The sequence below is a fragment of the Nocardia sp. NPDC058666 genome (assembly GCF_042714895.1).
Taxonomy (GTDB): Bacteria; Actinomycetota; Actinomycetes; order Mycobacteriales; family Mycobacteriaceae; genus Nocardia.
In genome coordinates, this window is record NZ_JBHXRY010000001.1 from 569,394 (window position 1) to 594,474 (window position 25,081).

Annotated in this window: 30 protein-coding genes; 19 read left to right on the forward strand and 11 right to left on the reverse strand. The window is 65.3% G+C overall.

The features are described from left to right. Positions 1-25: 25 nt before the first annotated feature. The 8 genes from ACFWVD_RS02525 to ACFWVD_RS02560 all read left to right on the forward strand — a co-directional run bounded on the left by ACFWVD_RS02525 (position 26) and on the right by ACFWVD_RS02560 (position 5,596). On the forward strand, positions 26-475 hold the full coding sequence (locus ACFWVD_RS02525) for a hypothetical protein (RefSeq protein ID WP_379240146.1): 450 nt from the start codon (positions 26-28) through the stop codon (positions 473-475). Continuing rightward, entirely contained in the window at positions 472-1,986 is a 1,515-nt protein-coding gene (locus ACFWVD_RS02530) for a WXG100 family type VII secretion target (RefSeq protein WP_379240147.1), read from the forward strand. The genes ACFWVD_RS02525 and ACFWVD_RS02530 overlap by 4 nt, the downstream gene beginning before the upstream one ends. Continuing rightward, complete coding sequence (locus ACFWVD_RS02535) at positions 1,976-2,758, forward strand: ESX secretion-associated protein EspG (protein WP_379240148.1); 783 nt, start codon at positions 1,976-1,978, stop codon at positions 2,756-2,758. The genes ACFWVD_RS02530 and ACFWVD_RS02535 overlap by 11 nt, the downstream gene beginning before the upstream one ends. A 26-nt stretch (positions 2,759-2,784) precedes the next feature. After that, positions 2,785-3,507 carry a hypothetical protein gene (locus ACFWVD_RS02540; protein ID WP_379240149.1) on the forward strand — a complete coding sequence of 241 codons (723 nt, stop codon included), beginning with the start codon at positions 2,785-2,787 and terminating at the stop codon, positions 3,505-3,507. A gap of 3 nt (positions 3,508-3,510) precedes the next feature. Beyond that, entirely contained in the window at positions 3,511-3,825 is a 315-nt protein-coding gene (locus ACFWVD_RS02545) for a hypothetical protein (protein ID WP_379240150.1), read from the forward strand. Positions 3,826-3,849: 24 nt separating this feature from the next. Continuing rightward, positions 3,850-4,644, forward strand: a complete 795-nt coding sequence (locus ACFWVD_RS02550; RefSeq protein ID WP_379240151.1) for a hypothetical protein — start codon at positions 3,850-3,852, stop codon at positions 4,642-4,644. Beyond that, a complete protein-coding gene (locus ACFWVD_RS02555) occupies positions 4,644-5,045 on the forward strand; it encodes a hypothetical protein (RefSeq protein WP_379240152.1) in 402 nt (133 codons plus the stop codon). Before ACFWVD_RS02550 ends, ACFWVD_RS02555 begins: the two co-directional genes overlap by 1 nt. 110 nt (positions 5,046-5,155) lie before the next feature. Further along, a complete protein-coding gene (locus tag ACFWVD_RS02560; protein WP_379240154.1) occupies positions 5,156-5,596 on the forward strand; it encodes a hypothetical protein in 441 nt (146 codons plus the stop codon). A 79-nt stretch (positions 5,597-5,675) separates the two neighbouring features. Here the strand turns inward: ACFWVD_RS02560 and ACFWVD_RS02565 are convergent, their stop codons facing one another. Beyond that, a complete protein-coding gene (locus ACFWVD_RS02565; protein ID WP_379240155.1) occupies positions 5,676-5,894 on the reverse strand; it encodes a DUF4287 domain-containing protein in 219 nt (72 codons plus the stop codon). A 64-nt stretch (positions 5,895-5,958) separates the two neighbouring features. Continuing rightward, positions 5,959-6,375, reverse strand: coding sequence for a DUF4267 domain-containing protein (locus ACFWVD_RS02570; RefSeq protein WP_379240156.1), 417 nt, complete (start codon positions 6,373-6,375; stop codon positions 5,959-5,961). A 110-nt stretch (positions 6,376-6,485) separates the two neighbouring features. Here ACFWVD_RS02570 and ACFWVD_RS02575 point away from each other — a divergent pair, with 110 nt between their 5' ends. After that, positions 6,486-7,073 (forward strand): TetR/AcrR family transcriptional regulator, encoded by a 588-nt coding sequence (locus ACFWVD_RS02575; protein WP_379240157.1) that lies wholly within the window; start codon positions 6,486-6,488, stop codon positions 7,071-7,073. 121 nt (positions 7,074-7,194) lie between these two features. Then, complete coding sequence (locus tag ACFWVD_RS02580; protein WP_379240158.1) at positions 7,195-8,664, forward strand: phytoene desaturase family protein; 1,470 nt, start codon at positions 7,195-7,197, stop codon at positions 8,662-8,664. Here ACFWVD_RS02580 and ACFWVD_RS02585 read toward each other — a convergent pair. The 8 genes from ACFWVD_RS02585 to ACFWVD_RS02620 form a co-directional block, all read right to left on the reverse strand. Next, positions 8,661-9,611: a cation diffusion facilitator family transporter gene (locus ACFWVD_RS02585; protein WP_379240159.1), complete on the reverse strand. Its 951-nt coding sequence runs from the start codon at positions 9,609-9,611 to the stop codon at positions 8,661-8,663. The genes ACFWVD_RS02580 and ACFWVD_RS02585 overlap by 4 nt on opposite strands. A 55-nt stretch (positions 9,612-9,666) precedes the next feature. After that, on the reverse strand, positions 9,667-10,578 hold the full coding sequence (locus tag ACFWVD_RS02590) for a cation diffusion facilitator family transporter (RefSeq protein ID WP_379240160.1): 912 nt from the start codon (positions 10,576-10,578) through the stop codon (positions 9,667-9,669). A 77-nt stretch (positions 10,579-10,655) separates the two neighbouring features. After that, entirely contained in the window at positions 10,656-11,876 is a 1,221-nt protein-coding gene (manA, locus tag ACFWVD_RS02595; RefSeq protein WP_379240161.1) for a mannose-6-phosphate isomerase, class I, read from the reverse strand. Further along, positions 11,876-13,096, reverse strand: a complete 1,221-nt coding sequence (locus ACFWVD_RS02600) for a tobH protein (RefSeq protein WP_379240162.1) — start codon at positions 13,094-13,096, stop codon at positions 11,876-11,878. The genes manA and ACFWVD_RS02600 overlap by 1 nt, the downstream gene beginning before the upstream one ends. A gap of 130 nt (positions 13,097-13,226) precedes the next feature. Next, positions 13,227-14,606, reverse strand: coding sequence for a phosphomannomutase/phosphoglucomutase (locus ACFWVD_RS02605; RefSeq protein WP_379240163.1), 1,380 nt, complete (start codon positions 14,604-14,606; stop codon positions 13,227-13,229). Between the two features lie 53 nt (positions 14,607-14,659). Further along, positions 14,660-15,043 carry a DUF3499 domain-containing protein gene (locus tag ACFWVD_RS02610; RefSeq protein ID WP_379240951.1) on the reverse strand — a complete coding sequence of 128 codons (384 nt, stop codon included), beginning with the start codon at positions 15,041-15,043 and terminating at the stop codon, positions 14,660-14,662. A 148-nt stretch (positions 15,044-15,191) separates the two neighbouring features. After that, positions 15,192-15,674 (reverse strand): metallopeptidase family protein, encoded by a 483-nt coding sequence (locus tag ACFWVD_RS02615; protein WP_379240164.1) that lies wholly within the window; start codon positions 15,672-15,674, stop codon positions 15,192-15,194. A 119-nt stretch (positions 15,675-15,793) separates the two neighbouring features. After that, positions 15,794-16,027, reverse strand: coding sequence for a WhiB family transcriptional regulator (locus ACFWVD_RS02620; protein WP_133733920.1), 234 nt, complete (start codon positions 16,025-16,027; stop codon positions 15,794-15,796). A gap of 505 nt (positions 16,028-16,532) precedes the next feature. Between ACFWVD_RS02620 and cofD the strand changes: the two genes are divergently transcribed. From cofD to ahcY, 9 genes are all read left to right on the forward strand, one after another. After that, entirely contained in the window at positions 16,533-17,519 is a 987-nt protein-coding gene (gene cofD / locus ACFWVD_RS02625) for a 2-phospho-L-lactate transferase (protein WP_379240165.1), read from the forward strand. Next, positions 17,516-18,862: a coenzyme F420-0:L-glutamate ligase gene (locus tag ACFWVD_RS02630; RefSeq protein WP_379240166.1), complete on the forward strand. Its 1,347-nt coding sequence runs from the start codon at positions 17,516-17,518 to the stop codon at positions 18,860-18,862. Before cofD ends, ACFWVD_RS02630 begins: the two co-directional genes overlap by 4 nt. A gap of 22 nt (positions 18,863-18,884) precedes the next feature. Next, the gene (locus ACFWVD_RS02635) at positions 18,885-19,412 is read left to right on the forward strand and encodes an NUDIX hydrolase (RefSeq protein ID WP_379240167.1); all 528 of its coding nucleotides are present in this window, start codon (positions 18,885-18,887) and stop codon (positions 19,410-19,412) included. Positions 19,413-19,616: 204 nt separating this feature from the next. Next, entirely contained in the window at positions 19,617-20,852 is a 1,236-nt protein-coding gene (locus tag ACFWVD_RS02640; protein ID WP_379240168.1) for an alkane 1-monooxygenase, read from the forward strand. Next, a complete protein-coding gene (locus tag ACFWVD_RS02645; protein ID WP_379240169.1) occupies positions 20,849-21,022 on the forward strand; it encodes a rubredoxin in 174 nt (57 codons plus the stop codon). Before ACFWVD_RS02640 ends, ACFWVD_RS02645 begins: the two co-directional genes overlap by 4 nt. Continuing rightward, entirely contained in the window at positions 21,019-21,201 is a 183-nt protein-coding gene (locus tag ACFWVD_RS02650) for a rubredoxin (protein ID WP_379240170.1), read from the forward strand. Before ACFWVD_RS02645 ends, ACFWVD_RS02650 begins: the two co-directional genes overlap by 4 nt. After that, positions 21,198-21,857: a TetR family transcriptional regulator gene (locus ACFWVD_RS02655; RefSeq protein WP_379240171.1), complete on the forward strand. Its 660-nt coding sequence runs from the start codon at positions 21,198-21,200 to the stop codon at positions 21,855-21,857. The genes ACFWVD_RS02650 and ACFWVD_RS02655 overlap by 4 nt, the downstream gene beginning before the upstream one ends. A gap of 233 nt (positions 21,858-22,090) precedes the next feature. After that, positions 22,091-23,146, forward strand: a complete 1,056-nt coding sequence (locus ACFWVD_RS02660; RefSeq protein WP_379240172.1) for an alkane 1-monooxygenase — start codon at positions 22,091-22,093, stop codon at positions 23,144-23,146. Positions 23,147-23,203: 57 nt separating this feature from the next. After that, on the forward strand, positions 23,204-24,685 hold the full coding sequence (ahcY, locus tag ACFWVD_RS02665; RefSeq protein ID WP_379240173.1) for an adenosylhomocysteinase: 1,482 nt from the start codon (positions 23,204-23,206) through the stop codon (positions 24,683-24,685). Positions 24,686-24,739: 54 nt separating this feature from the next. Here the strand turns inward: ahcY and ACFWVD_RS02670 are convergent, their stop codons facing one another. Then, a complete protein-coding gene (locus ACFWVD_RS02670; protein WP_379240174.1) occupies positions 24,740-25,033 on the reverse strand; it encodes a hypothetical protein in 294 nt (97 codons plus the stop codon). Positions 25,034-25,081: the final 48 nt, after the last annotated feature.

Here is a 25,081-nt window from a genome sequence, read left to right on the forward strand (position 1 = left end):
TTGACAACCGGGAGGGAAACCGCACATGGCCGAGCAGAGCCCGTTGGCGAATCTGATCACCGAGAGCCGCAACGGCCAGTTGACAGTTCGGATGGACCCGGAGGAGTTCGCGAGGGTGGACCGCGAATGCGCCAACTTCCAGAAGGTGATACGCGACGTCCAGACCACCATGAAGGAGGTCGCGGATATCTCTACTTGGGGATTCGGTGACCATCAGGGCTCCAATTTGACTTCGGCGCAGACCATCGCCGACCGCTTCCGCAAGAAGTCCATGGGCGGAGAGAACAACTTCCACGCCATCTTGGAAGAGCACTGGCTCGTTGTCCAAGATATCCGGGAGCTCCACGTCGCGATACGTGATCAGTTCATGGAAGCAGACGAGTCCTTCGCCGCGCGGTTCCGAGCTGAAGCCGAAAGGATCGCGCCCCTTACAGATCCGAACGGGCAACCAGGTGTGACGGGCTTGCCGCGATGACCGCCACCGAGGATCCGCAGATCCCGCCGCGCACGGAAAATCCGTACTCGGCGACGTGGGAGCATCCCACGATCAAGAAGACCTTCGACCAGATTCAGACCGAGCAGGCGAACGACGCAGCGGCGAAATACGTTCAGGCCAAAGAGAAATGGGAAACCGGTCTTGAGACCTTCCGGCGGCGGATGAACACCGTTATCGCCGAATCCTGGGAAGGCCAATCCGCGGAGGCGTCCAAATCCGCGATCGCCCGCTACACCTCCAGTGGTAGTTCGCTCACGGATGCTCTCGGCGCGATGGCGACCCAGATCACCGCCGCCGCTGACGCGGCGACGAGGACCAAGAACGCGATGCCCGCTCCGTATGAAACGGTGGGTTTCACACTCGACCACATGCCGTGGAACTCCAAGGTCCGCGAGGGCCAGCGACGCGAAGCCGAGGACGAAGCGCGCGAGAAGATGGAGCTCAACTACGTCAAACCGTTTGCGTCCGTTGATGGTTCGCTTCCGGCTCTTGCAAGTCCCGTCAGCGCGACAAAACCTGTCGATATCGCTACCCCAGTCCTGCCTGAGGAAAATCCCGACTCGTCGAGCGTTCGAGACCCGAACACTTCGGGCGACAACTCTGCCAAGCCCGAGCAGGGGAACGAACCCGAGTCGTTGCAAGAGCCGACCTCCGGTGAGCCCACCAGGGATGATTCCGGCGACGCATCGGACAGCCCGACGCAGAACCTACTCAGCGATACAGACTCCACACCTGCCAGCACAAACCCGGCTGCCACAGTCCCGGCGGGTACTGTTCCCGCGGCGACCGTGCCGACTTCGCCCACGATGGGGAGTCCAACCAGTGCGGCGCCCCACGTTGGCGCTCCGGCAAATCCCGCAATCGCTGGCGGCCCAGGAGCACCCGGTACAGCGCCGGTGCCGGGGCGGACGGTTCAAGGCGTACCGCTACCGGCTGTCGGCAACCCGGCAGGTTTGGCGGCGACGACAGCGTCAGGGGCTGGTGGGAGATCTGGCATGCCGGGGATGATGGCTCCGGGCATTGGCGGAGCGAGAGGCAAAGACGATCAGGCTGGAGAGCACAAGCGGGCCGACTACCTCGTCAACCGGCACAACACGGCCGAACTTCTCGGTACGGCTACGAATCCGCCAGTGAGTCCAGCCGTGTTCGGTGGCGACGCACTGGCCGCCAGGACGCGCGCACCAGAGGACTCGACGCCAGCACGGGCCCAGCCGAACACCGAGGACAGCCGCCCGGCAGTTATCCGGCAAGATCCTGAGCAATCCCGACCGGCTGATCGGCGGTCATCGGCAATCCCCAACTCAAGTGCTGAGGGTCCGAGTCCCGCTGCCGCCCAACGAATTCCCGAGGACCGACGGCCAGCAGGTCCAGACCAGGCACCGCCGCCCGCGGAGGAATCGCGACTCGCACAGATGCGGCGCAGTGTGGACGGGCCTCGGCCGGTGGGCCCGCTGCGGCGACGGTCGATGGGGACACCAAATGGGGAGTAGATGGACGACGTTGACGCCGGATGACTTCGCGGCCCTATGGTTCTCTGCCGCCAACGACCGGTTCCCTCCGCTGCTTCGCTACAACAGTCGGTTCGAGTACAAAGAACAGTACGAGGCCCACCGTGCGAGAGTGAGCGAAGGTCTCTCGGACGACGAAATGGACAAAATCCGGCACGCGTTCCACACCGTCGCGACGGGCGATGTGCGAATCGAAATTCTCGGCGGTAGACGTAGAGGTCGCACCGGTACTGGAGATATCCACGAGTACCGGGTGCTCGGTGTCCGCACCGCATACCACGCCGTGATCCTCGTGCAGGCAGCCGTCGGAGGCATAGACGGGGCGATCAGCATTTTGACGTGTCGACCTGAATCCCTCGGCGGCACGCTGGCGAAGGCCATACCGCCTTTGAACCAGGGACAGCGCCGGCCAGCGACTTTCCACCACCAAGACTTACGGTCGACGACGGACGAACATTTTCGCGATGCGAAGCGCGAATCCGCTCGCACGGAGTTCAAGCGACTTCTCCGTCGCCCTATCGACGGTGGTGGTTGCGCGGAGGTGTTCGTGGGCACGATCAGTGATCGCAACGGTGCGTGGGATTCGATCCAGTGGCACGACGTCAGCGAAGACGGGCGATACACGGAGCGGCACACCGACGACCACATCGAGGTCCGGCCTGCAACTCCACAGGAGTTGGCCAGAAACTTCACATTGTGGGTCGAGGATTCGGAAAAGTGGCTGCGGGAAGACCGCGAAACAGCTTGGAATTAACCAGATCAAAAATTGAGGAACTGACCATGAATGACGAAATTCTGGGCCGAGCTGCGCAATATCACGCATACGCGCAGGAGACCCAACGCATATTTGCCGAGGCGGTGACTCCACTTGCGCGGAAGGTGCGCGGGACGGACTCCACTAAAATGGTTTACGTGACCTTGGGTTCACGGAATGAGTTTCTCAGGGCCGAAATATCCGAAGCTTGGGAGCAGCGCATCCACGCCTCCGATCTTGGCATGGCCGTGATCGAGGCGGCAGAGGACGCCGAGCACTCCCGCTCTGCCGCCGACTGTGACACCGTTGTCAACACAGGCATTCTCAGCCACCTGGATTCGTTGAGGGTGGAGGACTTCCCGACAGTACCGGCCGTGCTTCCCCAACAGGATTCCAACGTTCGTGGACTGTCGCTAGACCGAATAATGAGCGACGTTTTTAGCCTTTCCGAGGCTGCCAAGGAGTCGCGCGAGCACGCTGAAGTGATCGGTGGCAGCGAGGGGGCGGACGGCTGGGTAACGGTCACACTGGATCCGAACGGCTCGATTGTCGATTGCACTATCGGTGAACAGTGGGCGGCCGGGCGCAGTGGCGCAGCGATTTCATGGGCGTTGGACGACGCGGCGGCCCACGCGCGTCAAATCCTGACAAGGGGCGCAGGTTCAGCCGACCTCTCGTCGCAAGCGGATCAGGCCATCGCGAATGCAATAGCATATCTTGCGGAGCTCAATCAAGAAACGGGGAAATAGAAGGTGTCACGACCCAGTGCTGGAGAAATAAAGGTAGCGACGAACGACCTTCGTGCCGAGGCGACGGTGTGGACTCAAGGGTCTGAAACGTTGACCGGTTTGGCGAGCAAAATTGAAGAGCTGAAATTCAACCGGGTCGAAGCCGGTCTCTTTCAGGCGCTCGTGACGACACACTCCGAACTTGTCGAAGATGCCGCAAAGCGGTGCACGGAAGGTGCCCCTGCTTTCGCAAATACCGGAACCACGCTGAAGTTCGTAGCAGACAAGTACGACGAGGAAGATCAGGTGTATGCAGACCAGCTCAAAAATATCTGGTAGGCCAACCATATCCAGGGAAGCGGCATGACTGAATTCAGCGTTGAACAGTTCGAAGGCGTCATCAGCGAAATCGAGCGCAGAATCGGGGAAATCGGGAAGCAGATGGACTCGGTTCCAGGGATTGTCGCGAACGCCGTCGACAACTGGTGGGTCACCGAGGGAATGGAGTCCGCTGTCAGATGGACTGGAAATAAGATAGTCGAGTTCGCGAAGTGGCTCATTGAGACGGTCACGGACCTCCTGAAGGGCGTCGCGGCACCTGTGTACATGGCCATGTGCGCCTGGGACTGGTTTCAGATTCGCGAGGATGCATCCCAACTAGCGGCCAATGTTGATCCCTCCCTTTTGAAGTCGAGTAGCGAATGGAAGGGCGATGCGCAATGGGCGTACCGGAACGCCGCGGCTGCACATAACGCTGCTGCGAAAAGGATCAGCGATGTGGGGAAGGAAGCAACTGCCGCGCTCGGAACTTCAGCAGCAGGAGGATTGGTCTTCTATGGAGCCATTCTCGGCATCGTTATCAAGGCCGGAATCGCTATGACCGGTGGTCTGACGGCAATTGCCTCCGTCATCTTCTCGTGGGAAGGCGCGGGCCTGATTCTACTGGAAGCGGCTTCGGACTCCGCCTGTATCGTGGCGGCCATCGCAGCAGTAACGGCGCTGATCAGCGCGCAATTGAAGACGATGTTAGATCTCAAGACCGCCGCAACTGATCTTTCTGTGTTTCCGCAGGGAAAATGGCCCGATGCTAATACCGGCACGTTCGATAACGCAACACGGTTGGATGGTACCGCTGAGTGGTCGATAAGGACCGGATAATGGATGTTCCGACGCGCGCTCGGCGAGCCGAGGCTACAGTATACGCGCTCTTCATTGCTGTCATCGCTGGAATGCTGGGACTCCTGACCTGGGCGATGAGCAGTGCCGAGGAAGGTGCTCCGACGTGGGCGCAGATGGTTTTCGTAACGATTTCCTCGGTCACTGTTGCAGTATCAATCTTCAGTGTCGTTGTATTGTGGGCGGGGCACCGAATGAAGCCGCTTGTTCGAACCGTCGCATTGTCGATATTAGTGCTGAATTCAGTGGTGTTCGTGATTTCTGCCAGCTGGTTGGCGCTCGAAACAGAAGGCCAAGGCATCAGCTATCTTCTCATCCTTGTGTTGCCGATCGGAATGGGGATGGCCAGGGTGATCTATTGCGTACCGGCTGCCGCACGGTGATGTTCGACTGCCATAGAGTGGGATCTTCGAATGAAGACCGCTACTTGCGCTATTGAACCGTGCCGCAACGTTGAACTGAGAGGCAGTCAGTGAAAGGCCTAGGCAGAGAAATGGATGCCTCGCCGAGGCGCGAGCGGATTGTGCCTGTCGCGGCGTCGATATCGGCGTTGATCCTATCCATCGTCACCGGTGGCTTCGTTCTTGTTACCGCATTCATGATCACCGGCTACGAACGATACGTGAGCGGGCATACTTCTGGATGGGTCGAGGCCGTGGCAGTGGTTCTGTTGTGTCCATCGTTGGCTATGGGTGCCGGTTCGATCCTGATGTTGCGGCGGCGAAATTTCGGCAGAGTCGTGGTCGCGGTGATCGCATTGTTCGGGACTGTGACGGTCGGGCTGATAGCCGCTGCTCAAGCGGTTGACGGCGAAATCGCCGTGGCGGTGAGGGTTGCGGCAGTCGCGGCTGCCCCAGGGGTTGTGCTGATTTTGTCCACAAACCGAGCGTCGAAGAAATGGACCGAACGAACGCAAGGTCGACGGCCAAAATGATGCGCCGACGGGGGACATGCAGTAAGAAGGCCGAAAGGTCCCGCGACGAGAATTCGCGGGACCTTTCGTTGGTACTGGGCTAAATTCTGGCCCACTTGCCGGGGTTGAGATGGAACTGGACCAGGGCGGTGGCGTGGCCGTGGCCCATGCCGTGTTCGGATTTCAGCCAGGTGACCAGGGCGGTGTGGCCGGTGGGTTCGGCTGTGGCGAGGAGGGTGAACCACTCGTCGACGGGGCGGCCGTACTTGGTTTCGATGGTGGGGAAGTAGGACGCGGGGCCGTGTGGTGTGTTCGCCATGTGGTTCCTCCTCGGGGGGTTGCTCGTTATCGGTGAAGACGGGGTGGCGGGGCGGAATTCATCGCTATGCGGTGACGAGCTCGCGTTCGGTCGAGCTCACGCGGCGCTCGCGGATCAGCAGCACGCCGGCCAGTGCTACCAGGATCGCGGTGAAGCCGTGGACGCCGAGGGCGGTGGCGGTGGAACCGTTCCAGCTCAGGATGGTGGTCATGTCGCCGAACGGGGTGAGGGCGGTGGCCAGCATGGCGATGCCGAGGGCGAAGCGCTGCTTGAAGGCCAGCAGGCCCAGGATCACCAGGCCGCTGACGATGTCGCGCACGCCCTTGATGTTCAGGAAGGCCACCGCGTCGCCTTCGGGAACTGCGGGCAGTCCGAAGCCCGCGGCCGTGGCCTCGGGGACGATCAGGTAGCTGAGGCCGACGTAGATGATGAACAGGCCGCCGAGCAGGGAGAGGGCGGTGGCGATGCGCGAGGTGGTCATGAGGTGCTCCTTGGATCTTGTTGCTTGCTCTGAAATCTAGCGGCGCTAGGTGTTGATAGGAACGATAGCCCACTCTCGCTATCTTGTCTAGCGCTGCTAGAATTTCGAGCATGAGCACCCAGCAGCGCAAGGAACGTGAACTGGCGCAACGGCATCAACGGATCATCGATGCCGCGCGCGACATGGCCGAGGCGGAAGGGTGGGAGGCGGTCACCATCCGAAAACTGGCCGACAGCATCGAATACAGCCAGCCCGTGCTCTACGGCCACTTCGCCAACAAGGCGGCGATCGTCGGCGCTGTTGCCCTGCAGGGTTGCATCGACCTCGCCGAGCGGTTGAAGTCCGCGCGTGAGGCGGCCACGACGCATTCCGAGGTGATCGCGAACGTCGCTCGCGCCTACCTCGACTTCGCCACCGCGCACCCGGCCGTCTACGACGCCATCTTCGGGCAGAAGACCGACCTCAACTTCGGCCTCGAAGCGCCGGAGCCGCTTCGCGACGCCTTCGGGGGGCTCGAGGCGATGTTCGCGCCGTACGCGGAGGGGGATGATCTCGGCGCGCGCACCGAGGTCGCCTGGGCTTCCCTGCACGGCTTGGCCACGCTCGATCGCGCCGGACGTCTGCGCCCCGAACTGCGCGAACGGCGAATCAACTTGCTGGTCGACGGCACCAGCGAGGTGGTGGAAGGCTCGGCGTGACCATCCGTGCGCGACCAGTGAATGCTCAGCGCGGTGAGCGAGCACTCGTCGGCATCACCGTCGCGCCCGCGTAGGTTGGAGGTGACGACGCAAGTCGACACAGGTCGAAGGGACGGCGGCAATGGCGGAAGTCGTAGTAGTCGGTTCGGGGCCCAACGGGCTGGCCGCCGCGGTGATCGCGGCGCGCGCCGGATTGTCGGTGCGGGTCCTGGAAGCGCAGGAACAGGCGGGCGGCGGATCACGCACCGCCGAACTCACGCTGCCGGGTTTCTATCATGATGTCTGTGCCGGTGCGCATCCAATGGCGTTGGCATCTCCCTTCTTTCGCGCCTTCGACCTCGAAGCGCATGGCGTCGAACTGCTCACCCCGACCGTCTCCTACGCCCACCCTCTGGACGGCGGCATCGCCGGATTGGCTTGGCGCAACCTCGAATCCACCGTCGCCGACCTCGGCCGCGACGGCCCGGCCTGGCGAGAACTGTTCGGCCCGCTGGTGCAACGCTGGACCGACGTGGTCGACCTGGCCATGTGCGATCTGCGACATCCCCCGCTACATTTCGCCGCGGGCGCCGAGTTCGCGACTCGCCTGCTCGCACAAGCATCTCCCTTGGCCAACAAGGGTTTTCACGGCCAAGTGGCTCCCGCGATGTTCACCGGCGTCGCCGCCCACGCCATCACCTCGCCGCGCGCGTTCCCCGCGGTCGGCGCCGCCCTGCTGCTGGGCACCCTCGCGCACGCGGGCGGCTGGGTGATTCCGCGCGGCGGCAGCCAGGCCATCCCGAACGCGATGATCGCCGAAATCGAAAGTCTCGGTGGGGAAGTCATCACCGGACATCGAGTCGACGACTTCGCCGAACTCGCCACCGCGCGCGCCGTGCTGTTCGACACCTCACCCGCGGAACTGCTGCGCGTGGCCGGTGACCGGCTGCCGACCCGATACCGCAACAGCCTCGGCCGTTTCCAATACGGCAACGCCGCCTGCAAGGTCGACTTCGCCCTGTCGGGTCCGGTGCCATGGGCCGCGCCGGGTGCCGACCTGGCGGGCACCCTGCACGTGATCGGTGACGCCGCGGAATCCCGGCGCGCCGAAGACGAAGTCAACGCAGGCAGATTCGCGAAACGCCCCTACGTGCTCGCCATCCAACCCGGCGTCGTCGACCCGACCAGAGCCCCCGCGGGGATGCAGACCTTCTACACCTACGCCCACGTCCCCAACGGCACCGACCGCGACATCAGCGAACAGGTGATCGACCAGATCGAACGCTTCGCCCCCGGCTTCCGCGACCTGATCCTGGCGAAACACGTGACCCCCGCGGCCTTCATGCCCGCCCACAACGCCAACTACATCGGCGGCGACATCTCCGCGGGCGCAATGACCACCCGCCAGACCATCTTTCGGCCACTGGCGCGCTGGAACCCTTACAGCACACCGATTCCCGGCACCTACCTGTGCTCGTCCTCGACCCCGCCGGGCCCCGGCGTACACGGCATGTCCGGCCTACACGCCGCCCACCACCTGCTACGCAACCGCTTCGGCATCGTCACCGACCCTCTCGACCTGCTACGCGGCGCGGCGCCTGCCTACCGCTAGGTCTTCTTCGACGGTGCGTCGTGGACGAGATCGGGCTTGAACACGTCGGGTTCGAGATAGATCGTGCAGGAGTTGGGGACCGCGGCGTGGATGCGGTCGCCCGCGGCGTCGATGGCCTCGCCGACCTGGGTGATGTCCAGGCCCGCGTGCATCGCGATCTTCGCGTTGATCAGTAGGTCTTGGGGGCCCAGGTACTGGGTCTGCATGCGGATCACGCGTTCGATGCGGGGATCGGACAGCAGCGCCGAGCGAATCGCGGTGTCGTCCTTGGCCGTTGCGCCTTCGCCGATCAGCAGGCTCTTGGTCTCCACGATCAGGATCGTGGCGTTGCAGCCGAGCAGGATGCCGATCAGCAGGGTGCCGATGCCGTCCCAGATCGGGTTGCCGGTGATCATCGACATGCTCACGCCGCCGAGGGCGAACAGCAGACCCAAGATCGCGCCGGCGTCTTCCAGCAGCACCACGGGCAGTTCAGGATTGCGCGTGTTGCGGATGAAATACCACCAGGAGTTCTTGCCCTTCAGCGGCTCCGACTGTTTGCGCGCGGTGAGGAAACTGCTGCCCTCTAGCACCATCGACACACCGAGAATCCCGATCGCGACCCACGGCGAGCTGATTTCCTCGGGGAACCGGATCTTGTGGATCGCCTCGTTGATCGCGAACAGGCTGCCCATGATGAACAGCACCAGTGCCACGACGAACGAATAGAAATACCGGTTGCGCGAGTAGCCGAACGGGTGCAGCTTGTCCGGTGGCTGGTCGGCGCGGTTGTGGCCGACCAGCAGCAGCGCCTCGTTGCCGGTATCGGCCACCGAGTGCACCGCCTCGGCCAGCATCGACGACGAACCGGTGATGAACGCACCGATGAACTTCGCCACCATGATGCCCGCGTTCGCCCCGAGTGCGGCGAGGATCGCGATCTTGCTGTCTCCACCTTGCTCGGCCATACCGGCAGGCTACCGGCAGTTTCTGCCCCTGCCGCCGACCTGCGGCCCGTGTCGGCTACTTCCGGTACAGGTCCGGCTCCAAGTAGATCAGGCGCGCGGTCGGGACCGCGGTGCGCACGCGCATCTCCGCGGCGTCGATGGCCTCGGCGACCTCGGCGATGTCCAGATGCGGGGCCAGCGCGACCTTGGCGGCGACCAGCATCTCGTCGGGGCCCAGGTACTCGGTCTTCATGTGGATCACCGAGACGATCTTCGAACCGTCGACCAGCTTCTCGCGAATGATCCGGCCCTGTTCGGGCGTGGCGCCTTCGCCGATGAGCAGGCTCTTCATCTCCACGATCAGCACGATCGCGATGATGCCCAGCAGGATGCCGATGGACAGGGTGCCGATGCCGTCGAAGACCGGGTCGTCGGTGGCCATGGTCAGGCCGACACCGCCCAGTGCCAGCACCAGACCGATCAGCGCGCCGGTGTCCTCCAGCAGCACCACCGGCAGTTCGGGGCTGCGCGAGTTGCGGATGAACCGCCACCAGGTCGCGTTGCCCTTCAACGGGCGGGACTCGCGCACCGCGGTCAGGAAGCTGAAGGTCTCCAGGCCGATCGCGATCACCAGGATCACGATCGCCACGATCGGCTGACTGAGCTCCTCGGGATGTTGGATCTTGTGGATGCCCTCGTAGATCGCGAACACCGAACCCAAGGTGAACAGCACCAGGGCCACGACGAACGAATAGAAGTAGCGGTTGCGGCCGTAGCCGAACTGGTGAAGCTCGTCGGCGTCCTTGGCCGCGGCGCGCTGACCGAACAGCAGCAGACCCTGGTTCGACGTGTCGGCCACCGAGTGCACACCCTCGGCCATCATCGCCGCCGATCCGGTGATGAACGCACCGATGAACTTCGCCACCGCGATGCCGGCATTGGCCGTCAACGCCGCGATGATCGCCTTCTTGCCACCACTAGCCGACATGCCGGCCCGCCCTTCTGTTCGCTGAACACGACTGGCCACAGCCTAGTGGGGGACAGGGCGAAAAGTACGCGTCGGTATCAGTTGCCGTCGCCGACGCAGGCACTGAACAGTTGCGCGGGTCCGCGCACCGCGCGTGCCTTGATGTCGGTGTCGGCGGCGGAGATCCAGGCCGCGCTGCCGCGTTCGATGGTCAGGGTGCGCCCGTTCTCCGACAGTTCCACCGTGCCCGCGGTGCACAGCACGATGCTGGGCCCGGCGTCGGCGAGCACGACCGGTTCGTCGTCGGCGTCCAGGTCGAACCGGCACAGCGCGAATTCCGGTGCGGGCGTGCGGTATCGGACGCTGCCGTCGCCGCCGGGTTCGGGTTCGATCACCGGCAGGTCGATGGGTTCGAAGTCCAACACGTGCAGCAGTTCCGGCACGTCGACGTGTTTGGGGGTCAGGCCGCCGCGTAATACGTTGTCGGAGTTGGCCATGATCTCCACGCCGACCCCGCGCAGGTAGGCGTGCAGGTTGCCCGCAGCCAGGAACAATGCCTGGCCCGGTTCCAGGGTCAGGCGGTTCAGCAGCAGTGCGGCAAGGACTCCCGCGTCACCGGGGTAGACCTCGGCCAGTTCCAGCGCGGTGCGCACCTCGGCACCGAACTCGTGCTCGCCCTTGGTGGACAGGTACCGCACGCAGCCCTCGAGCACCGCGGGCAGCAGTTTCGCCAGCGCCGCGGGCGGCAGCGTGATCCAGGTGGTGAACAGTGTGCGCAGACCGGCCGAATCGGGTTGGGCGGCAAGCAGTTCGGCGTAAACGTTCAGGCCGGGTACGTCCAGCGCGCGCAACAGGTCCACGGTGCGGTGCGGGTCGCGGAACCCGGCCAGCGCCTCGAAACGTTCCAGTGCCACAACCAGTTCGGGCTTGTGGCTGTCGTCGCGGTAGTTGCGCAGCGGCGAATCCAAGGCGACACCGAGCCGGTTCTCGCGTTCGAAACCGGTCTTGGCCTGCGCCGAACTGGGATGCGCCTGCAGCGACAACGGCTCTTCCGCGGCCAGGATCTTCAGCAGAAACGGCAGCCGGGTGCCGAAAGAATTTGCCACCGAACCTAATTCGCGCACAGGATCGTCGGCCAACACCTCGACCAGCGAGCGGGTAGCACCTTCGTGCACCACATGCGCGGGATCGGCCGGGTGCGCGCCGAACCAGAGTTCGGCCTCGGGATGCGCCGACGGCACCGGCCGACCGCACAGCTGAGCCAGAGCGGTGCGCGACCCCCACGCGTAAGAACGCAGCGCACCAACAAGTTCCCGCACTAGTAGCGTCCCCCGTCGTATCGATCCGGTTCGGGCGCGGCGGCACCGCGCGCACCGGTCAGTCGAAGATAAGCCGCGGCCATGTCCAGCCGCAGCGCGAGCACAGCCAGCTGCTCGAGTTCACTGCCGTGTCCGCCCCCTGCGGCGGACATGGCAGCGGCCTGTTCGGTACTGGGCGCGGCGCCGGGGTCGGCCAGCTGCGACTGCAGCACGTCGACATCGGCGTGCACCAGTTCGGCGTCGACCAGGCCACCGCCCGCTCCGTCGAACACCGCCAGCTTGCGTCGCACCGCCGCTTGATCGGCACGCACGCTCAATGCCAGCACCCGCACCCGTTCCACCGGCGCGGGTCCGTCGAGTTCCTCGTCGTGGAACAGCGGATCGAACGCGGGCGCGGCACCGGCGGTGGCCTGCGACAGGCGTCCCACCGAGGCCACGGCATCGGACAGATCCGCCGCCGACGCGAGCCTGCCCGCCGATTGCAACAGCACTTCGGACCCGTGGCCCGCCAGTTCGATCGCGGCCGGGGAATCGCCCGCGAGCACGACGCCGACCCCGTGCATCCGGGAAGCGAGCGTTTTCGCCGGGTTGCGGAAGACCTCGGTGTGCGGGCCGTCGCGCAACGCCTCGGCGTCGAGCATGTCGGCCAGCGCGGTCAGGTCGGGCATGGCCGCGCCGCTGCGTTGCGGGTCGATCCCGCGCAGCACCGCGATGCCGACGGCGAGGAAACGCAGCAGCCGGTTGTGGTCGAGCACGGGCACCCGCGGTTCGAGCACGATCGCGCGACCGGCGGCTGCCGACCGCAACGGGCCCTCGTGGGGCGCGGCGACCACGACTTCGGCGTTGCGGCGCACGGCCCGGTCCACGGCGTCGATCAGGCGCGGATCGCCCGCGTCGTCGCCGGCCACCAGGACCACGTCCAACGCGCCGACCCAGGGCGGCAGCGACGTGACGGCCACGATCGGCAGCCCGGCCCGATCACCGAGCGAAGCCACCAGCAGCCCGGCCGCGCGCGCGGCGCGACCCGAACCGGTGACCAACACCAGGCTGCGCGGGCTCAGACCCGACAGGCGTTCGATGAGTCCGGTCTCCGCGACCGCGGCGGCCGTGGCACGCACCTGGGCGCCGCCCGAAGCCGCCGAGCGCAGGGCGCCGCCGGTGTCGGCCGCTTCCAGCGACTCGGCATCGTCGAGGTCGAATAGCGGTGTTCCAGCGATCATCGCCGAACCCACCTCCCCTCATCGCGCTGTGTCGTGCGTGACTCCACTATTCCAGTCGTGCATCGGCAAAGCTGCTGATCCGCGGTCACCGAATACCGGGCATCCACTGGTACTGGTTTCATCTTCCCAGTCAGACGCGGACGATGCTCAAGATCTCGGTCACGAGTGCGTTTACTTCGGCCTGCGATCCGGCCTCGACGTTGAGTCGAAGCAGCGGTTCGGTATTCGAGGCGCGCAGATTGAACCAGGCGTGGTTACCCAGATCCACGGTCACCCCGTCCATGCGGTCCACCGATTCGGTGCGGTCGGCGAACGCGGCCAACACCGCGGCGGTGCGATCGGCGGCATCGGCCACGGTCGAGTTGATCTCGCCCGACGCCGAATACACGTCGTAGGCGGCCATCAGGTCCGAGACTGTGCGGTCACTTTCGCCCAGTGCGGCCAGCACGTGCATCGCGGCCAACATGCCCGAATCGGCGCCCCAGAAATCGCGGAAGTAGTAGTGCGCGGAGTGCTCGCCGCCGAACACCGCGCCGGTGGCGGCCATCTCCTGCTTGATGAACGAGTGACCAACGCGCGTGCGCACCGGCTTGCCGCCCAGCTCCTCGACCAGTTCGGGCACCGCGCGCGAGGTGATCAGGTTGTGGATCACCGTGGCACCGGGGTCCTTGGCCAGTTCGCGCTGGGCCACGATCGCGGTGATCGCCGACGGGGACACCGGTTCGCCGCGCTCGTCGACCACGAAGCAGCGGTCGGCGTCACCGTCGAAGGCCAGGCCGATGTCGGCGCCGCTGGCACGCACCAGCGCCTGCAGGTCGACCAGGTTCTTCGGGTCCAACGGGTTGGCTTCGTGGTTGGGGAACGAGCCGTCCAGTTCGAAGTACAGCGGCACGATGGTGATCGGGCCCAGCGTGCCCAGCACGGCCGGGACGGTGTGCCCGCCCATGCCGTTGCCGGCGTCGACCGCGATGGTGAGCCGACGGATTCCGTCCAGGTTCACCAGTTCGCGCAGGTAGGTGGCGTAATCGGCGAGCAGATCGGTGCTGGTGGCGGTGCCGGGCGCGCCGTCGAAGGCGGGCACGCCCTCGATGACCTCGGCGGAGATGGTCGCGAGGCCGGTGTCCTGGCCCACGGGCAGCGCGTTCGCGCGGCACAGCTTGATGCCGTTGTACTTGGCCGGGTTGTGGCTGGCAGTGAACATGGCGCCGGGGCAGCCCAGCTTGCCCGAGGCGAAGTAGAGCTGGTCGGTGGAGGCCAGGCCGATGTGCACCACATCGAGGCCCTGCGCCTGCACGCCCTGCGCGAAAGCTTCCGACAGTGCGGGGGAGGACTCACGCATGTCGTGGCCGATCACCACGCGGGTGGCACCTTCCTCGCGCATCAGGCGGGCGAAGGACGCGCCGACGTCGTGCACGAACGCCTCGTCGATCTGCTCGCCCACCACCCCGCGGACGTCATAAGCCTTGATCACGGCATTCACGAGTTCGCCAGAGCGCGCGAGGGTCGTCATGAGTAGTTACCCTAGCGGGCTCCACCGACAATCCGGGATCGTGGCCGCACTAGCTACGGATCGGGCAGGACCCGGAGGTGCCCGCGGCGGCCGGTTCGCGCGGTGCGCGGGGCGGCGGGGGCGTTGTCACGCAGGCCCGGTTGGTCGGCTTCCGCGGCGGCGGCGGGGCGGCGACGCAGGCCCGCTTCGCGTACGGCTTCGGCCAGCGCGGTGAGATCGTCGTCGTCGGGCGTACTCGAGGAGAAGCCGCCTTCGTGCCGAACCAGCTCCCATCCCTTGGGTGCGGTGATGCGGCAGGCGTGGGTTTCGCACAGATCCCAGGAATGCGGTTCGGCGACGGTGGCAAGGGGGCCCACGACCGCGGTCGAGTCGGAGTACACATACGTCAGCGTCGCTACTGCCGGATTCTTGCAGCCTGGTCGGCAGCAACGACGCATAGGGATCACGACGTCGAGATTAGCCCTCCACCGTCGGAAAGTGGAGACGGACACGCCCTAAACGGGCACAGTCGGAGTTTCGCCAGAGGGCGCAGTCGCGAAGCGTTCCACAGACTGCGCACGGCCGGAGCGCAGGCGGAGGTTTCGCTTACTCCGGTTCCGGATCGATCAGATCGGGGTCTACACCGAGGTAGGTGGCGATCTGTTGCACCAGTACCTCGCGCAACAACTCGACCAGATCGTCGGGATCGGCCGCGCGCAGTTCCAGCGGCTTGCGGAACAACACCACCCTGGCGCGCGTGGCCGCACCGTGACGGTCCACGCCCGCGGGGATCAGCCGCGACAGCGGTACCGGTCCGTCGGCGACGACCTCATCGGGCCAGGTGACCGAATCAGGATGCAGCGGACGGATTTTCGGTACATCGTCGACGGCGATATCGAGCTTGGTGAGTCGATCGTGCCAGCGGGTGTCCAACGGAGCGAACGCCTCGAGCACGAGCCGATCGAACTTCTGCCCCCTGGTGCGCCACGCGGGTACCGTCGGCGGGAGCATGGGGCCACGGACACCTCGGCCGCGGCGGGTCACCGAACGAGCGGTGGGTGCCGTGGGATGACGCCGGGAACGTGCCATGGGTGGTTCACCTCTCTCGCCTGCACCGAAGATAAAGGGCGTTCGCCCGGAGACACCGACGTACTGCGCCTGCGTGGCTCCGGGCCAGGCCTGGAGAGAGTCTACTTTCGAACAGTCACTTAACCGATTCCGCGCTTCAGCCTGCGACGCTCTCGTTCCGAGAGACCGCCCCAGATTCCGAAGCGTTCATCATGTGCCAGTGCGTATTCCAAGCACTGGTCACGTACTTCACAGCCCAAGCAGATTCGCTTTGCCTCACGTGTCGAGCCGCCCTTCTCGGGGAAGAACGCCTCGGGGTCGGTCTGAGCGCACAGTGCTCGTTCTTGCCACTGCTCTTCGATCGACTCGAACATTTCATCGAAGCCCGTGACGACCAGACTCAGCCGGGGAGCCGCGACTTCGCTTACCACGTCCGGTTCCTGCCAGCTCATTTCAGCGCAGACAGCGTGAGCTGCGCCTGCTGTGGAATCGGTCGGCGAGACCAGATCTTCGGTCATCGTTCCGCCTCCTCACTATGTGTTAGCGCAGAATGATTCTTTCCGTCGGATCTACAGATAAATCCCGACGGCCCAACACCGCGACGTAGTCTCGCGGGCTTCCCCGAAGCCTGCCTTCCGGACGAGACTGAAACCCTCTCGCAAACGCCCCCGCGCTATGCCCTCTCGCGGTGACCGGAATGACATGTCTGTGATTAGACACGCCGCACTTGCCGGTGGTCAACCCGCCGTCACCCTTCCGTTACACTCCGGCCCCGCCTTTCGTGTTGATCTTGTTATGTGCCGTGGCAAATGACCAGCAACTTCCCTGGACATCGGTGTGAAATCACCGGGCAACCGTTGGTCACTAGGCTGTGACCTTGTGACTGCACAACACGCGGTGCGCGTGCCCAAGATCGCCGTACTCGTCGGCGGCGTCGGCGGTGCCCGGTTCCTCCAGGGTCTTCGTCAGCTGCTGCCCGAAGCCGACATCGCCGCCATCGTCAACGTCGGCGACGACGTGTGGATGCACGGACTTCGCATCTGCCCCGACCTCGACACCTGCATGTACACCCTCGGCGGTGGCATCGACACCGAGCGTGGCTGGGGCCACGCCGACGAAACCTGGCAGGCGAAAGAGGAGCTGGCCAAGTACAACGCCCAGCCCGATTGGTTCGGCCTGGGCGACCGCGACATCGCCACCCACCTCATTCGCACCGAGATGCTGCGCGCCGGATACCCGCTGTCCGCGGTCACCGAAGCGCTGTGCAATCGGTGGCAGCCGGGCGTGAAGCTGATCCCGGCTACCGACGATCGCTGCGAAACCCACGTCGTGGTCAGCGATCCCGACAATGCTGGCGAACGTCGCGCGATCCACTTCCAGGAATGGTGGGTGCGGTACCGCGCGGCGCTGCCGACTCACGGATTTGCCTCGATCGGCGCCGAGCAAGCCTCTCCGGCCCCGAATGTGACCGAAATCATAGCTGCCGCAGACGCTGTGCTGCTGGCCCCGTCGAACCCCGTGGTGAGCATCGGCGCGATCCTCGCGGTGCCCGGAATCCGCGGCGCGCTGCGCACCACCGACGCCAAGGTGATCGGGCTGTCGCCGGTGATCGACGGAAAGCCGTTGCGCGGCATGGCAGATGAGTGCCTGTCCGCGATCGGCGTCGAGTCCACCGCCGAGGCGATCGGACGGCACTACGGTGCGCGTTCGGCGACCGGCATCCTCGACGGATGGCTGGTGCACTCCACCGATTCGGCTGATGTGCCGGGTGTGGAAGTGCGCAGCGTGCCGCTGTTGATGACCGACCCCGACGCGACCGCCGAAATGGCGCGCGCCGCACTGGAATTGGCGGGAGTCAAGGCATGAGTGTTGTGCCTGATCACGCGGCCGACGAGCTGCGCATCCTGCCGGTGAAAGGACTGCCGGAGTTCCGGCCCGGTGACGACATCGCCGAACACCTTGCGGCACAAGCGCCCTGGCTCACCGACGGGGACATCGTCGTGGTCACCAGCAAGATCGTGTCGAAGGTCGAAGGGCGCATCGTGACCGCCCCGACCGACCCCGACGAACGCGACGCCGCGCGCCGCACCCTCGTACAGGACGAGGCCGTGCGCGTGCTCGCCCGCAAGGGCCGCACCCTGATCACCGAGAATCGCCTCGGCATCGTGCAGGCGGCCTCGGGCGTGGACGGTTCGAACGTGGCCGAAGGCGAATTGGTGCTGCTGCCTACCGATCCCGACGGCAGCGCGAAGGCCCTGCGCACCGCCATCGCCGCGCGTCTCGGCGTGGACGTGGCCGTGGTCATCACCGACACCATGGGTCGCGCCTGGCGCAACGGGCAGATCGACGCGGCCATCGGGTCGGCCGGGCTGCGCGTGCTGCACGACTACGACGGCGCAATCGACGGGCAGGGCAACGCACTTCACGTCACCCAGGTCGCCATCGCCGACGAACTCGCCGCGGCCGCGGACCTGGTCAAGGGCAAGCTCGGCGGGGTGCCGATCGCGGTGGTGCGCGGGCTGGACACCGACGACGACGGCTCCACCGCGGCGACGTTGTTGCGCGGCGGCGTCGACGACCTGTTCTGGCTCGGCACCGCCGAGGCGATCGAGCAGGGCCGCAAAGAGGCTGTGCCCCTGCGACGTTCGGTGCGCGCGTTCGCGAACGAACCGGTGGACCCCGAACGGATCCGCGCCGCGGTCGCCGTCGGCCTCACCGCGCCGGCCCCGCATCACACCCGCCCAGTGCGCTTCGTCTGGCTGCGCAAGGCGACCCTGCGGGCGCAGCTGCTGGACGCCATGGCCGAACAGTGGAGCGCCGACCTGACCGCCGACGGCCTCGACCCCGAACGGGTCGCGCGTCGAATCGCGCGCGGCCGCATCCTTTTCGACGCACCGGAAGTGATCATCCCGTTCTGCGTGCCCGACGGCGCGCACGACTATCCCGACGCTCGACGTCAGGCGGCCGAGCAGACGATGTTCACCGTGGCCGTCGGTGCGGCGGTGCAGGGCCTACTGGTGGCGCTGGCCGCCGATGGTCTCGGTAGCTGCTGGATCGGGTCGACCATCTTCGCTCCCGAGATCGTCCGCGAGGTGCTGGGACTGGACGAGGACTGGATGCCGTTGGGCGCCATCGCCATCGGCATGCCCCTCGAAGAACCGACCCCGCGCACGATGGGCTCGGCAGGCGCGGGACTGGTGGAACTGTGAACGCGGCGAAGGGGCCTGCCCTGTGACCGCCGAATCTCTCCACGCGTCAGCGACGGAACTGCTCACCCGGTGGGAACCGCAGTCGCACGCGGATCACTCACTGCGCGAAGCGTTTCTGGCTTTCCTAGGCTCCGCACCTCGCGGTTGCCTGCGCGAACACGCCCCCGGCCACATCACCGCATCGGCGATCGTGCTGTCGCATGACCGCCGCGAAATCCTGCTCACCCTGCACCCGAAAGTGGGCCGCTGGATTCAACTCGGCGGTCACTGCGAACCCGACGACAAGACCGTGCAGGACGCGGCGCTGCGCGAAGCGGTGGAGGAATCCGGCATCCCTGACCTGGTCCTGACCCCCGGCCTGTACGGCGCGCAGGCGCACCCGATCACCTGCTCGCTTGGCGTGCCGACCCGGCATCTGGACCTGCTGTTCGAGGTCATCGCGCCACCGAACGCGGTGCCTGTGCGCAGCAGTGAATCCACCGATCTGCGGTGGTGGCCGGTCGACGGGCTACCACCGGGCGCCGACGTGATCTTGCGGTCAGACGCATGATGTAAAGCCCCCTGAAAAGGTCTCTGACCTGTAACGACGACGGCCGTGTCCAGCCAGGACACGGCCGTTTTCGGCGTTTCCGAAGGTTGCGACTTTACAAATAGCGGATTTTGTCTAGACAGCCGACGGATCCGGACATATCGTCTGTGACAGAGAGTTACGCACATCACAGGTGTGAGATGTGCCTCGGGACTGGAGACGATGATGTCGACCGATGCCAACGCGTCGCAGCAGCGGGTTTCGCCGCCGCAGTGGCGAGATTCCAAACGCTATTTGTGGCTGTGGGGCCTGTTCGCTCCCACCGGCCTGTTCACGATCGCGATCCCGCTGATCTGGGGTCTGAACCAGCTCGGCTGGCACCGCATCGCCGAGATCCCGTTCTGGCTCGGCCCGGTGCTGGTCTACATCGTGATCCCGCTCGCCGACCTGTTCTTCGGCCCCGACGGCGACAACCCGCCCGACGAGGTGATGGAGTACCTGGAAAACGACAAGTACTACCGGTACCTGACCTACCTGTACCTGCCGTTCCAGTACGCGTCGCTGATCTTCGCCTGCTACATCATCACCGCGCCCAACCTGCACTGGCTGGGCTTCTCCGGCGGCGCCAACGTCGTGGACAAGATCGGTATCGCGATCAGCGTGGGCATGATCGGCGGCATCGGCATCAACACCGCGCACGAACTGGGCCACAAGAAGGTCGAACTCGAGCGCTGGCTGGCCCGCATCGCGCTGGCCCAGTCGTTCTACGGGCACTTCTACATCGAGCACAACCGCGGCCATCACGTCCGCGTGGCCACCCCCGAGGATCCGGCGAGTTCGCGTCTGGGCGAATCGTTCTGGGCATTCTGGCCGCGCACGGTCTGGGGCAGCCTGCGCTCGGCCTGGCACCTGGAGAAGGAACGTCTGGGCCGACTCGAGAAGAGCCCCTGGACCCTGCGCAACGACGTGCTCAACGCCTGGGCGATGTCGGTGGTGCTGTGGCTGGGCCTGATCGCGTTCTTCGGTGTCGAGGTGCTGCCGTATCTGATCCTGCAGGCCGTGGTCGGTTTCAGCCTGCTGGAATCGGTGAACTACCTCGAGCACTACGGCCTGGTCCGCAAGAAGACCGCCAGCGGTCGCTACGAACGGCCCGCGCCCGAGCACAGCTGGAACAGCGACCACATCGTCACCAACATCTTCCTGTACCACCTGCAGCGCCACAGCGACCATCACGCCTACCCCACCCGTCGCTACCAGACGCTGCGCAGCTGGGACGGTGCGCCGAACCTGCCCAGCGGCTACGCCAGCATGATCCTGCTGGGCTACTTCCCGCCGATCTGGCGCAAGGTGATGGACAAGCGCGTGCTCGCCCACTACGGCGGCGACGTGACCAAGGCCAATATCGAACCCAAGCGCCGTGAGCAGGTGCTGGCACAGTACGAGACGGAGGACCGGTCGTGAGCGCTTACAAATGTCCGGTGTGCGATTTTGTCTACGACGAGGCCAAAGGCGCCCCCCGCGAGGGTTTCCCGCCTGGCACACTGTGGGCGGCCGTCCCCGACGAATGGTGCTGTCCTGACTGCGGGGTACGGGAGAAGATCGACTTCGAGGCGGTAGGAGTTTCGCAGTGACCGATTACAAGCTCTACCAGTGCGCGCAGTGCGGTTTCGAATACGACGAAGCCGTGGGCTGGCCCGACGACGGCCTGGCCCCCGGCACCCGCTGGGACGACATTCCCGACGACTGGACCTGCCCCGACTGTGGTGCGCAGAAGTCCGACTTCTTCATGGTCGAGATCGAACGTTCGTGAGCGTCGCGGGTCGCCCGCGCACCGGTGCGCGCATCCCGTACCAGGAGGCCGCGCGTGAACTACTGCGCAACACGGTCCTGGACGGGATGCGCGAGTTGCTCACCGAGCGTGACTGGTCCAAGGTCACCCTCGGTGACGTCGCGACCAGGGCCGGAGTGAGCAGACAGACCCTCTACAACGAGTTCGGTTCGCGCGCGGGCCTTTCGCAGGCCTACGCCCTTCGCCTGGCCGACGATCTGGTCGACCATGTGCGCGAGGCGCTGGACGCCAATGTCGGCGATGCCCGCGCCGCGATCCGGGTCGGGATGACCGGGTTCTTCCTCTCCGCGGCCGGCGACCCACTGGTCCGGTCGCTGCTGAGCGGGGAGATGAAACCCGACCTGCTCCGCCTGATCACCCTCGACGCGGCCCCGCTGCTCGAGCACGCCACCACGCGCCTGACTACGGTGTTCACCCACAGTTGGGTGGACGCCAGTATCGCCGAGGCCGACGTGCTCGCGCACGCGCTGGTGCGCATCGCCCTGAGTTACATCCCCAACCCGCCGGTGCCGCAGCGTGATGCCGCCGCGGAGATGGCCGCGCTGCTGAGCCCGTACGTCGAGGCGATCGTGCAGGTCAGAGGTGTGCGCACACCAACTGGTGACGTAGAGCACTGAGACACCTCACGAACTCTGAATCGCCATCGTGTAACCATCACCACGTTTGGGGATCTGCCGCTGTGTAACGCGCCTATGGTCTGTCAGTATTCACATCGGTCGGCGATTGGTCTCTTTACAGCGGAGCGAGTGTGCAAGCGGTTGGTAAACCGGGGGGTTTTCGTGATCCCAAACGGTATCTCTGGGCCCTGGGGCTGATCGCCCCGGCGTGCGCTCTGCTGCCCTCCCAACTTGTGTACTGGACCAAGGCGGAAGTGTTCTGGTGGATCGGCCCGGTGATCGTGCTGATCGCCATCCCCGTGCTGGACTGGATCGTGGGCGAGGACGGCAACAACCCGCGCGACGAGGACTACGCGGCGCTGTCGGCGGACCGGTACTACCGGTGGTGCACCTACCTGTTCCTGCCCATCCAGCTGATCAGCCTCGGCGTGGCCTGCCACATGTGGACCAGCCCCGAACTCGCGCTGATCGACAAGCTCGGCTTGGCCGCCACGGTCGGCTTCGTCAGCGGTATCGGCATCAACGCCGCCCACGAATTGGGGCACCGGGTCGAGAGTGCTGAGAAATTGCTGTCGAAGGTGGCGCTGGCCCAATCGGCGTACGGGCACTTCTTCGTCGAGCACAATCGCGGACACCATGCCCGCGTGGCCACCCCCGAGGATCCGGCCAGCGCGCGACTGGGCGAAACACTGTGGGAGTTCTTGCCGCGCAGCGTGATCGGCGGGTTCTCCTCGGCCGTGCAACTCGAGCGCGCCCGCCTGTTCCGGCAGGGTCGCGGCTGGTGGAGCACCCAGAACAACATCCTGCAGGCCTGGGCGATGACCGTGGTGCTGTTCGGTTCGCTGATGCTGGTTTTCGGTACGTCGATCCTGCCGTGGCTGGTCGTGCAGGCCGTGATCGGCGTTGCCCTGCTCGAGACCGTGAACTACGTCGAGCACTACGGACTGCTGCGCGCCCGCAAGCCCAACGGCCGGTACGAACGCTGCTCCCCGCGCGACAGCTGGAACTCCGATCGCCTGGTCACCAACATCTTCCTGTTCCATCTGCAGCGCCACAGCGACCACCACGCCAACCCCGGTCGGCGCTACCAAACCCTGCGTAGCACCGAAGACGCCCCGCAGCTGCCCGCCGGCTACGCCACCATGATCGTGCTGGCCGCGGTGCCGCCGCTGTGGCGTGCGGTGATGGACCCGCGCGTGGCGGCCCACTACGGCGGCGATCTGAGCCTGGCCAATGTCGCGCCCGACAAGCCGCGACGGTTGCTGGCCCGATACCGCGCCGCGGCCTGAGACCGCACCTGGGCAGACCGGGGAACTGAGTCGGGCGCACCCGGTAACCTTGCCTGCGTGACGACCTCAGAACTCCCCGCGCGTACCGAGCTCACCCCCGACGTCCGCAACGGCATCGACTACAAGGTGGCAGACCTTTCGTTGGCCGAATTCGGCCGCAAGGAGATCCGCCTGGCCGAGCACGAGATGCCGGGCCTGATGGCGCTGCGCCGTGAATACCACGACGTCCAGCCCCTGAAGGGTGCGCGAATCTCCGGATCGCTGCACATGACGGTGCAGACCGCCGTGCTCATCGAAACCCTCACGGCCCTCGGCGCCGAAGTGCGTTGGGCCTCTTGCAACATCTTCTCCACCCAGGACCATGCTGCCGCCGCGATCGTGGTCGGCCCGCACGGCACCGTCGACGAGCCCGCCGGCGTTCCCGTGTTCGCCTGGAAGGGCGAGTCGCTCGAGGACTACTGGTGGGCCGCTGACCAGATGCTCACCTGGCCCGGCGAACCGGCCAACATGATCCTCGACGACGGTGGCGACGCGACCATGCTCGTGCTGCGCGGCGCGCAGTTCGAGAAGGCCGGCGTGGTGCCGCCCGAGGACGACGACCACTCCGCCGAGTACAAGGTGTTCCTGAACCTGCTGCGCGACAGCGTCGAAGCCGACAAGACCAAGTGGTCGACCATCGCGGAATCGGTCAAGGGCGTCACCGAGGAAACCACCACCGGTGTGCTGCGCCTGTACCAGTTCGCCGCCGCCGGTGAACTGGTGTTCCCGGCCATCAACGTCAACGACTCGGTCACCAAGTCCAAGTTCGACAACAAGTACGGCACCCGCCACTCGCTCATCGACGGCATCAACCGCGGCACCGACGTGCTCATCGGCGGCAAGAAGGTGCTGATCTGCGGTTACGGCGACGTCGGCAAGGGCTGCGCGGAGTCCCTCGCGGGCCAGGGCGCGCGCGTGCAGGTCACCGAGATCGACCCGATCAACGCACTGCAGGCGCTGATGGACGGCTACGACGTGGTCACCGTCGAGAAGGCGATCGGCGACGCCGACATCGTGATCACCTCCACCGGCAACAAGGACATCATCACCCTCGACCACATGAAGGCGATGAAGGATCACTCGATCCTGGGCAACATCGGCCACTTCGACAACGAGATCGACATGGCCGCGCTCGAGCGTTGCGGTGCCACCCGGATCAACATCAAGCCGCAGGTCGACGAGTGGACCTTCGACTCGGGCAAGTCCATCATCGTGCTGTCGGAAGGCCGCCTGCTCAACCTGGGCAACGCCACCGGCCACCCCTCGTTCGTGATGTCCAACAGCTTCTCCAACCAGGTCATCGCCCAGATCGAACTGTGGACCAAGCCACAGGAATACGACAACGAGGTCTACCGCCTGCCCAAGCACCTCGACGAGAAGGTCGCCAAGATCCACGTCGAAGCCCTCGGCGGCGAGCTCACCAAGCTCACCAAGGACCAGGCCGAGTACATCAACGTAGACGTCGAGGGCCCGTACAAGCCCGAGCACTACCGCTACTGAGCCTCAGATGACAGTGGGCCCGTCGACCGATCGGTCGACGGGCCCACTGTCGCGTCAAGCCTGTTTCAGCGGTGCGCAGAACACGCTATAAGGTCCGAATCCCGACATGGTGCCCAGCGCGCACAGCACGCCGGGCAGTTCGAGAATCGCCGCGGTTCCGCTGGTGACAGCATTGCTCCCGGTGATGATTCCCTGGCCGGAGCCGGACGCGACACCGGCGTTGAACAGGGAGTACAGCTCGCTCGAGCCTGGGGGACCCTCAGCGGCCGCAACGGGTGCACCGATCCCGGTCAGTGCGCCCGCCGCAGCGACGGCCACGGCAGCGGTGGTGAATCTACGAACGAACATGGTGCTCCTAGCGGGACTATCGGGTATTACGGCATTCGCCGGACCGGT

Coding starts and splice junctions, on each gene's coding strand:
- ACFWVD_RS02525 (WP_379240146.1), top strand. CDS start 26: ATGGCCGAGCAGAGCCCGTTGGCGAATCTGATCACCGAGAGCCGCAAC.
- ACFWVD_RS02530 (WP_379240147.1), top strand. CDS start 472: ATGACCGCCACCGAGGATCCGCAGATCCCGCCGCGCACGGAAAATCCG.
- ACFWVD_RS02535 (WP_379240148.1), top strand. CDS start 1,976: ATGGGGAGTAGATGGACGACGTTGACGCCGGATGACTTCGCGGCCCTA.
- ACFWVD_RS02540 (WP_379240149.1), top strand. CDS start 2,785: ATGAATGACGAAATTCTGGGCCGAGCTGCGCAATATCACGCATACGCG.
- ACFWVD_RS02550 (WP_379240151.1), top strand. CDS start 3,850: ATGACTGAATTCAGCGTTGAACAGTTCGAAGGCGTCATCAGCGAAATC.
- ACFWVD_RS02555 (WP_379240152.1), top strand. CDS start 4,644: ATGGATGTTCCGACGCGCGCTCGGCGAGCCGAGGCTACAGTATACGCG.
- ACFWVD_RS02560 (WP_379240154.1), top strand. CDS start 5,156: ATGGATGCCTCGCCGAGGCGCGAGCGGATTGTGCCTGTCGCGGCGTCG.
- ACFWVD_RS02565 (WP_379240155.1), bottom strand. CDS start 5,894: ATGGCGAACACACCACACGGCCCCGCGTCCTACTTCCCCACCATCGAA.
- ACFWVD_RS02570 (WP_379240156.1), bottom strand. CDS start 6,375: ATGACCACCTCGCGCATCGCCACCGCCCTCTCCCTGCTCGGCGGCCTG.
- ACFWVD_RS02575 (WP_379240157.1), top strand. CDS start 6,486: ATGAGCACCCAGCAGCGCAAGGAACGTGAACTGGCGCAACGGCATCAA.
- ACFWVD_RS02580 (WP_379240158.1), top strand. CDS start 7,195: ATGGCGGAAGTCGTAGTAGTCGGTTCGGGGCCCAACGGGCTGGCCGCC.
- ACFWVD_RS02585 (WP_379240159.1), bottom strand. CDS start 9,611: ATGGCCGAGCAAGGTGGAGACAGCAAGATCGCGATCCTCGCCGCACTC.
- ACFWVD_RS02590 (WP_379240160.1), bottom strand. CDS start 10,578: ATGTCGGCTAGTGGTGGCAAGAAGGCGATCATCGCGGCGTTGACGGCC.
- ACFWVD_RS02600 (WP_379240162.1), bottom strand. CDS start 13,096: ATGATCGCTGGAACACCGCTATTCGACCTCGACGATGCCGAGTCGCTG.
- ACFWVD_RS02605 (WP_379240163.1), bottom strand. CDS start 14,606: ATGACGACCCTCGCGCGCTCTGGCGAACTCGTGAATGCCGTGATCAAG.
- ACFWVD_RS02610 (WP_379240951.1), bottom strand. CDS start 15,043: ATGCGTCGTTGCTGCCGACCAGGCTGCAAGAATCCGGCAGTAGCGACG.
- ACFWVD_RS02615 (WP_379240164.1), bottom strand. CDS start 15,674: ATGGCACGTTCCCGGCGTCATCCCACGGCACCCACCGCTCGTTCGGTG.
- ACFWVD_RS02620 (WP_133733920.1), bottom strand. CDS start 16,027: ATGTTCGAGTCGATCGAAGAGCAGTGGCAAGAACGAGCACTGTGCGCT.
- ACFWVD_RS02630 (WP_379240166.1), top strand. CDS start 17,516: ATGAGTGTTGTGCCTGATCACGCGGCCGACGAGCTGCGCATCCTGCCG.
- ACFWVD_RS02640 (WP_379240168.1), top strand. CDS start 19,617: ATGTCGACCGATGCCAACGCGTCGCAGCAGCGGGTTTCGCCGCCGCAG.
- ACFWVD_RS02670 (WP_379240174.1), bottom strand. CDS start 25,033: ATGTTCGTTCGTAGATTCACCACCGCTGCCGTGGCCGTCGCTGCGGCG.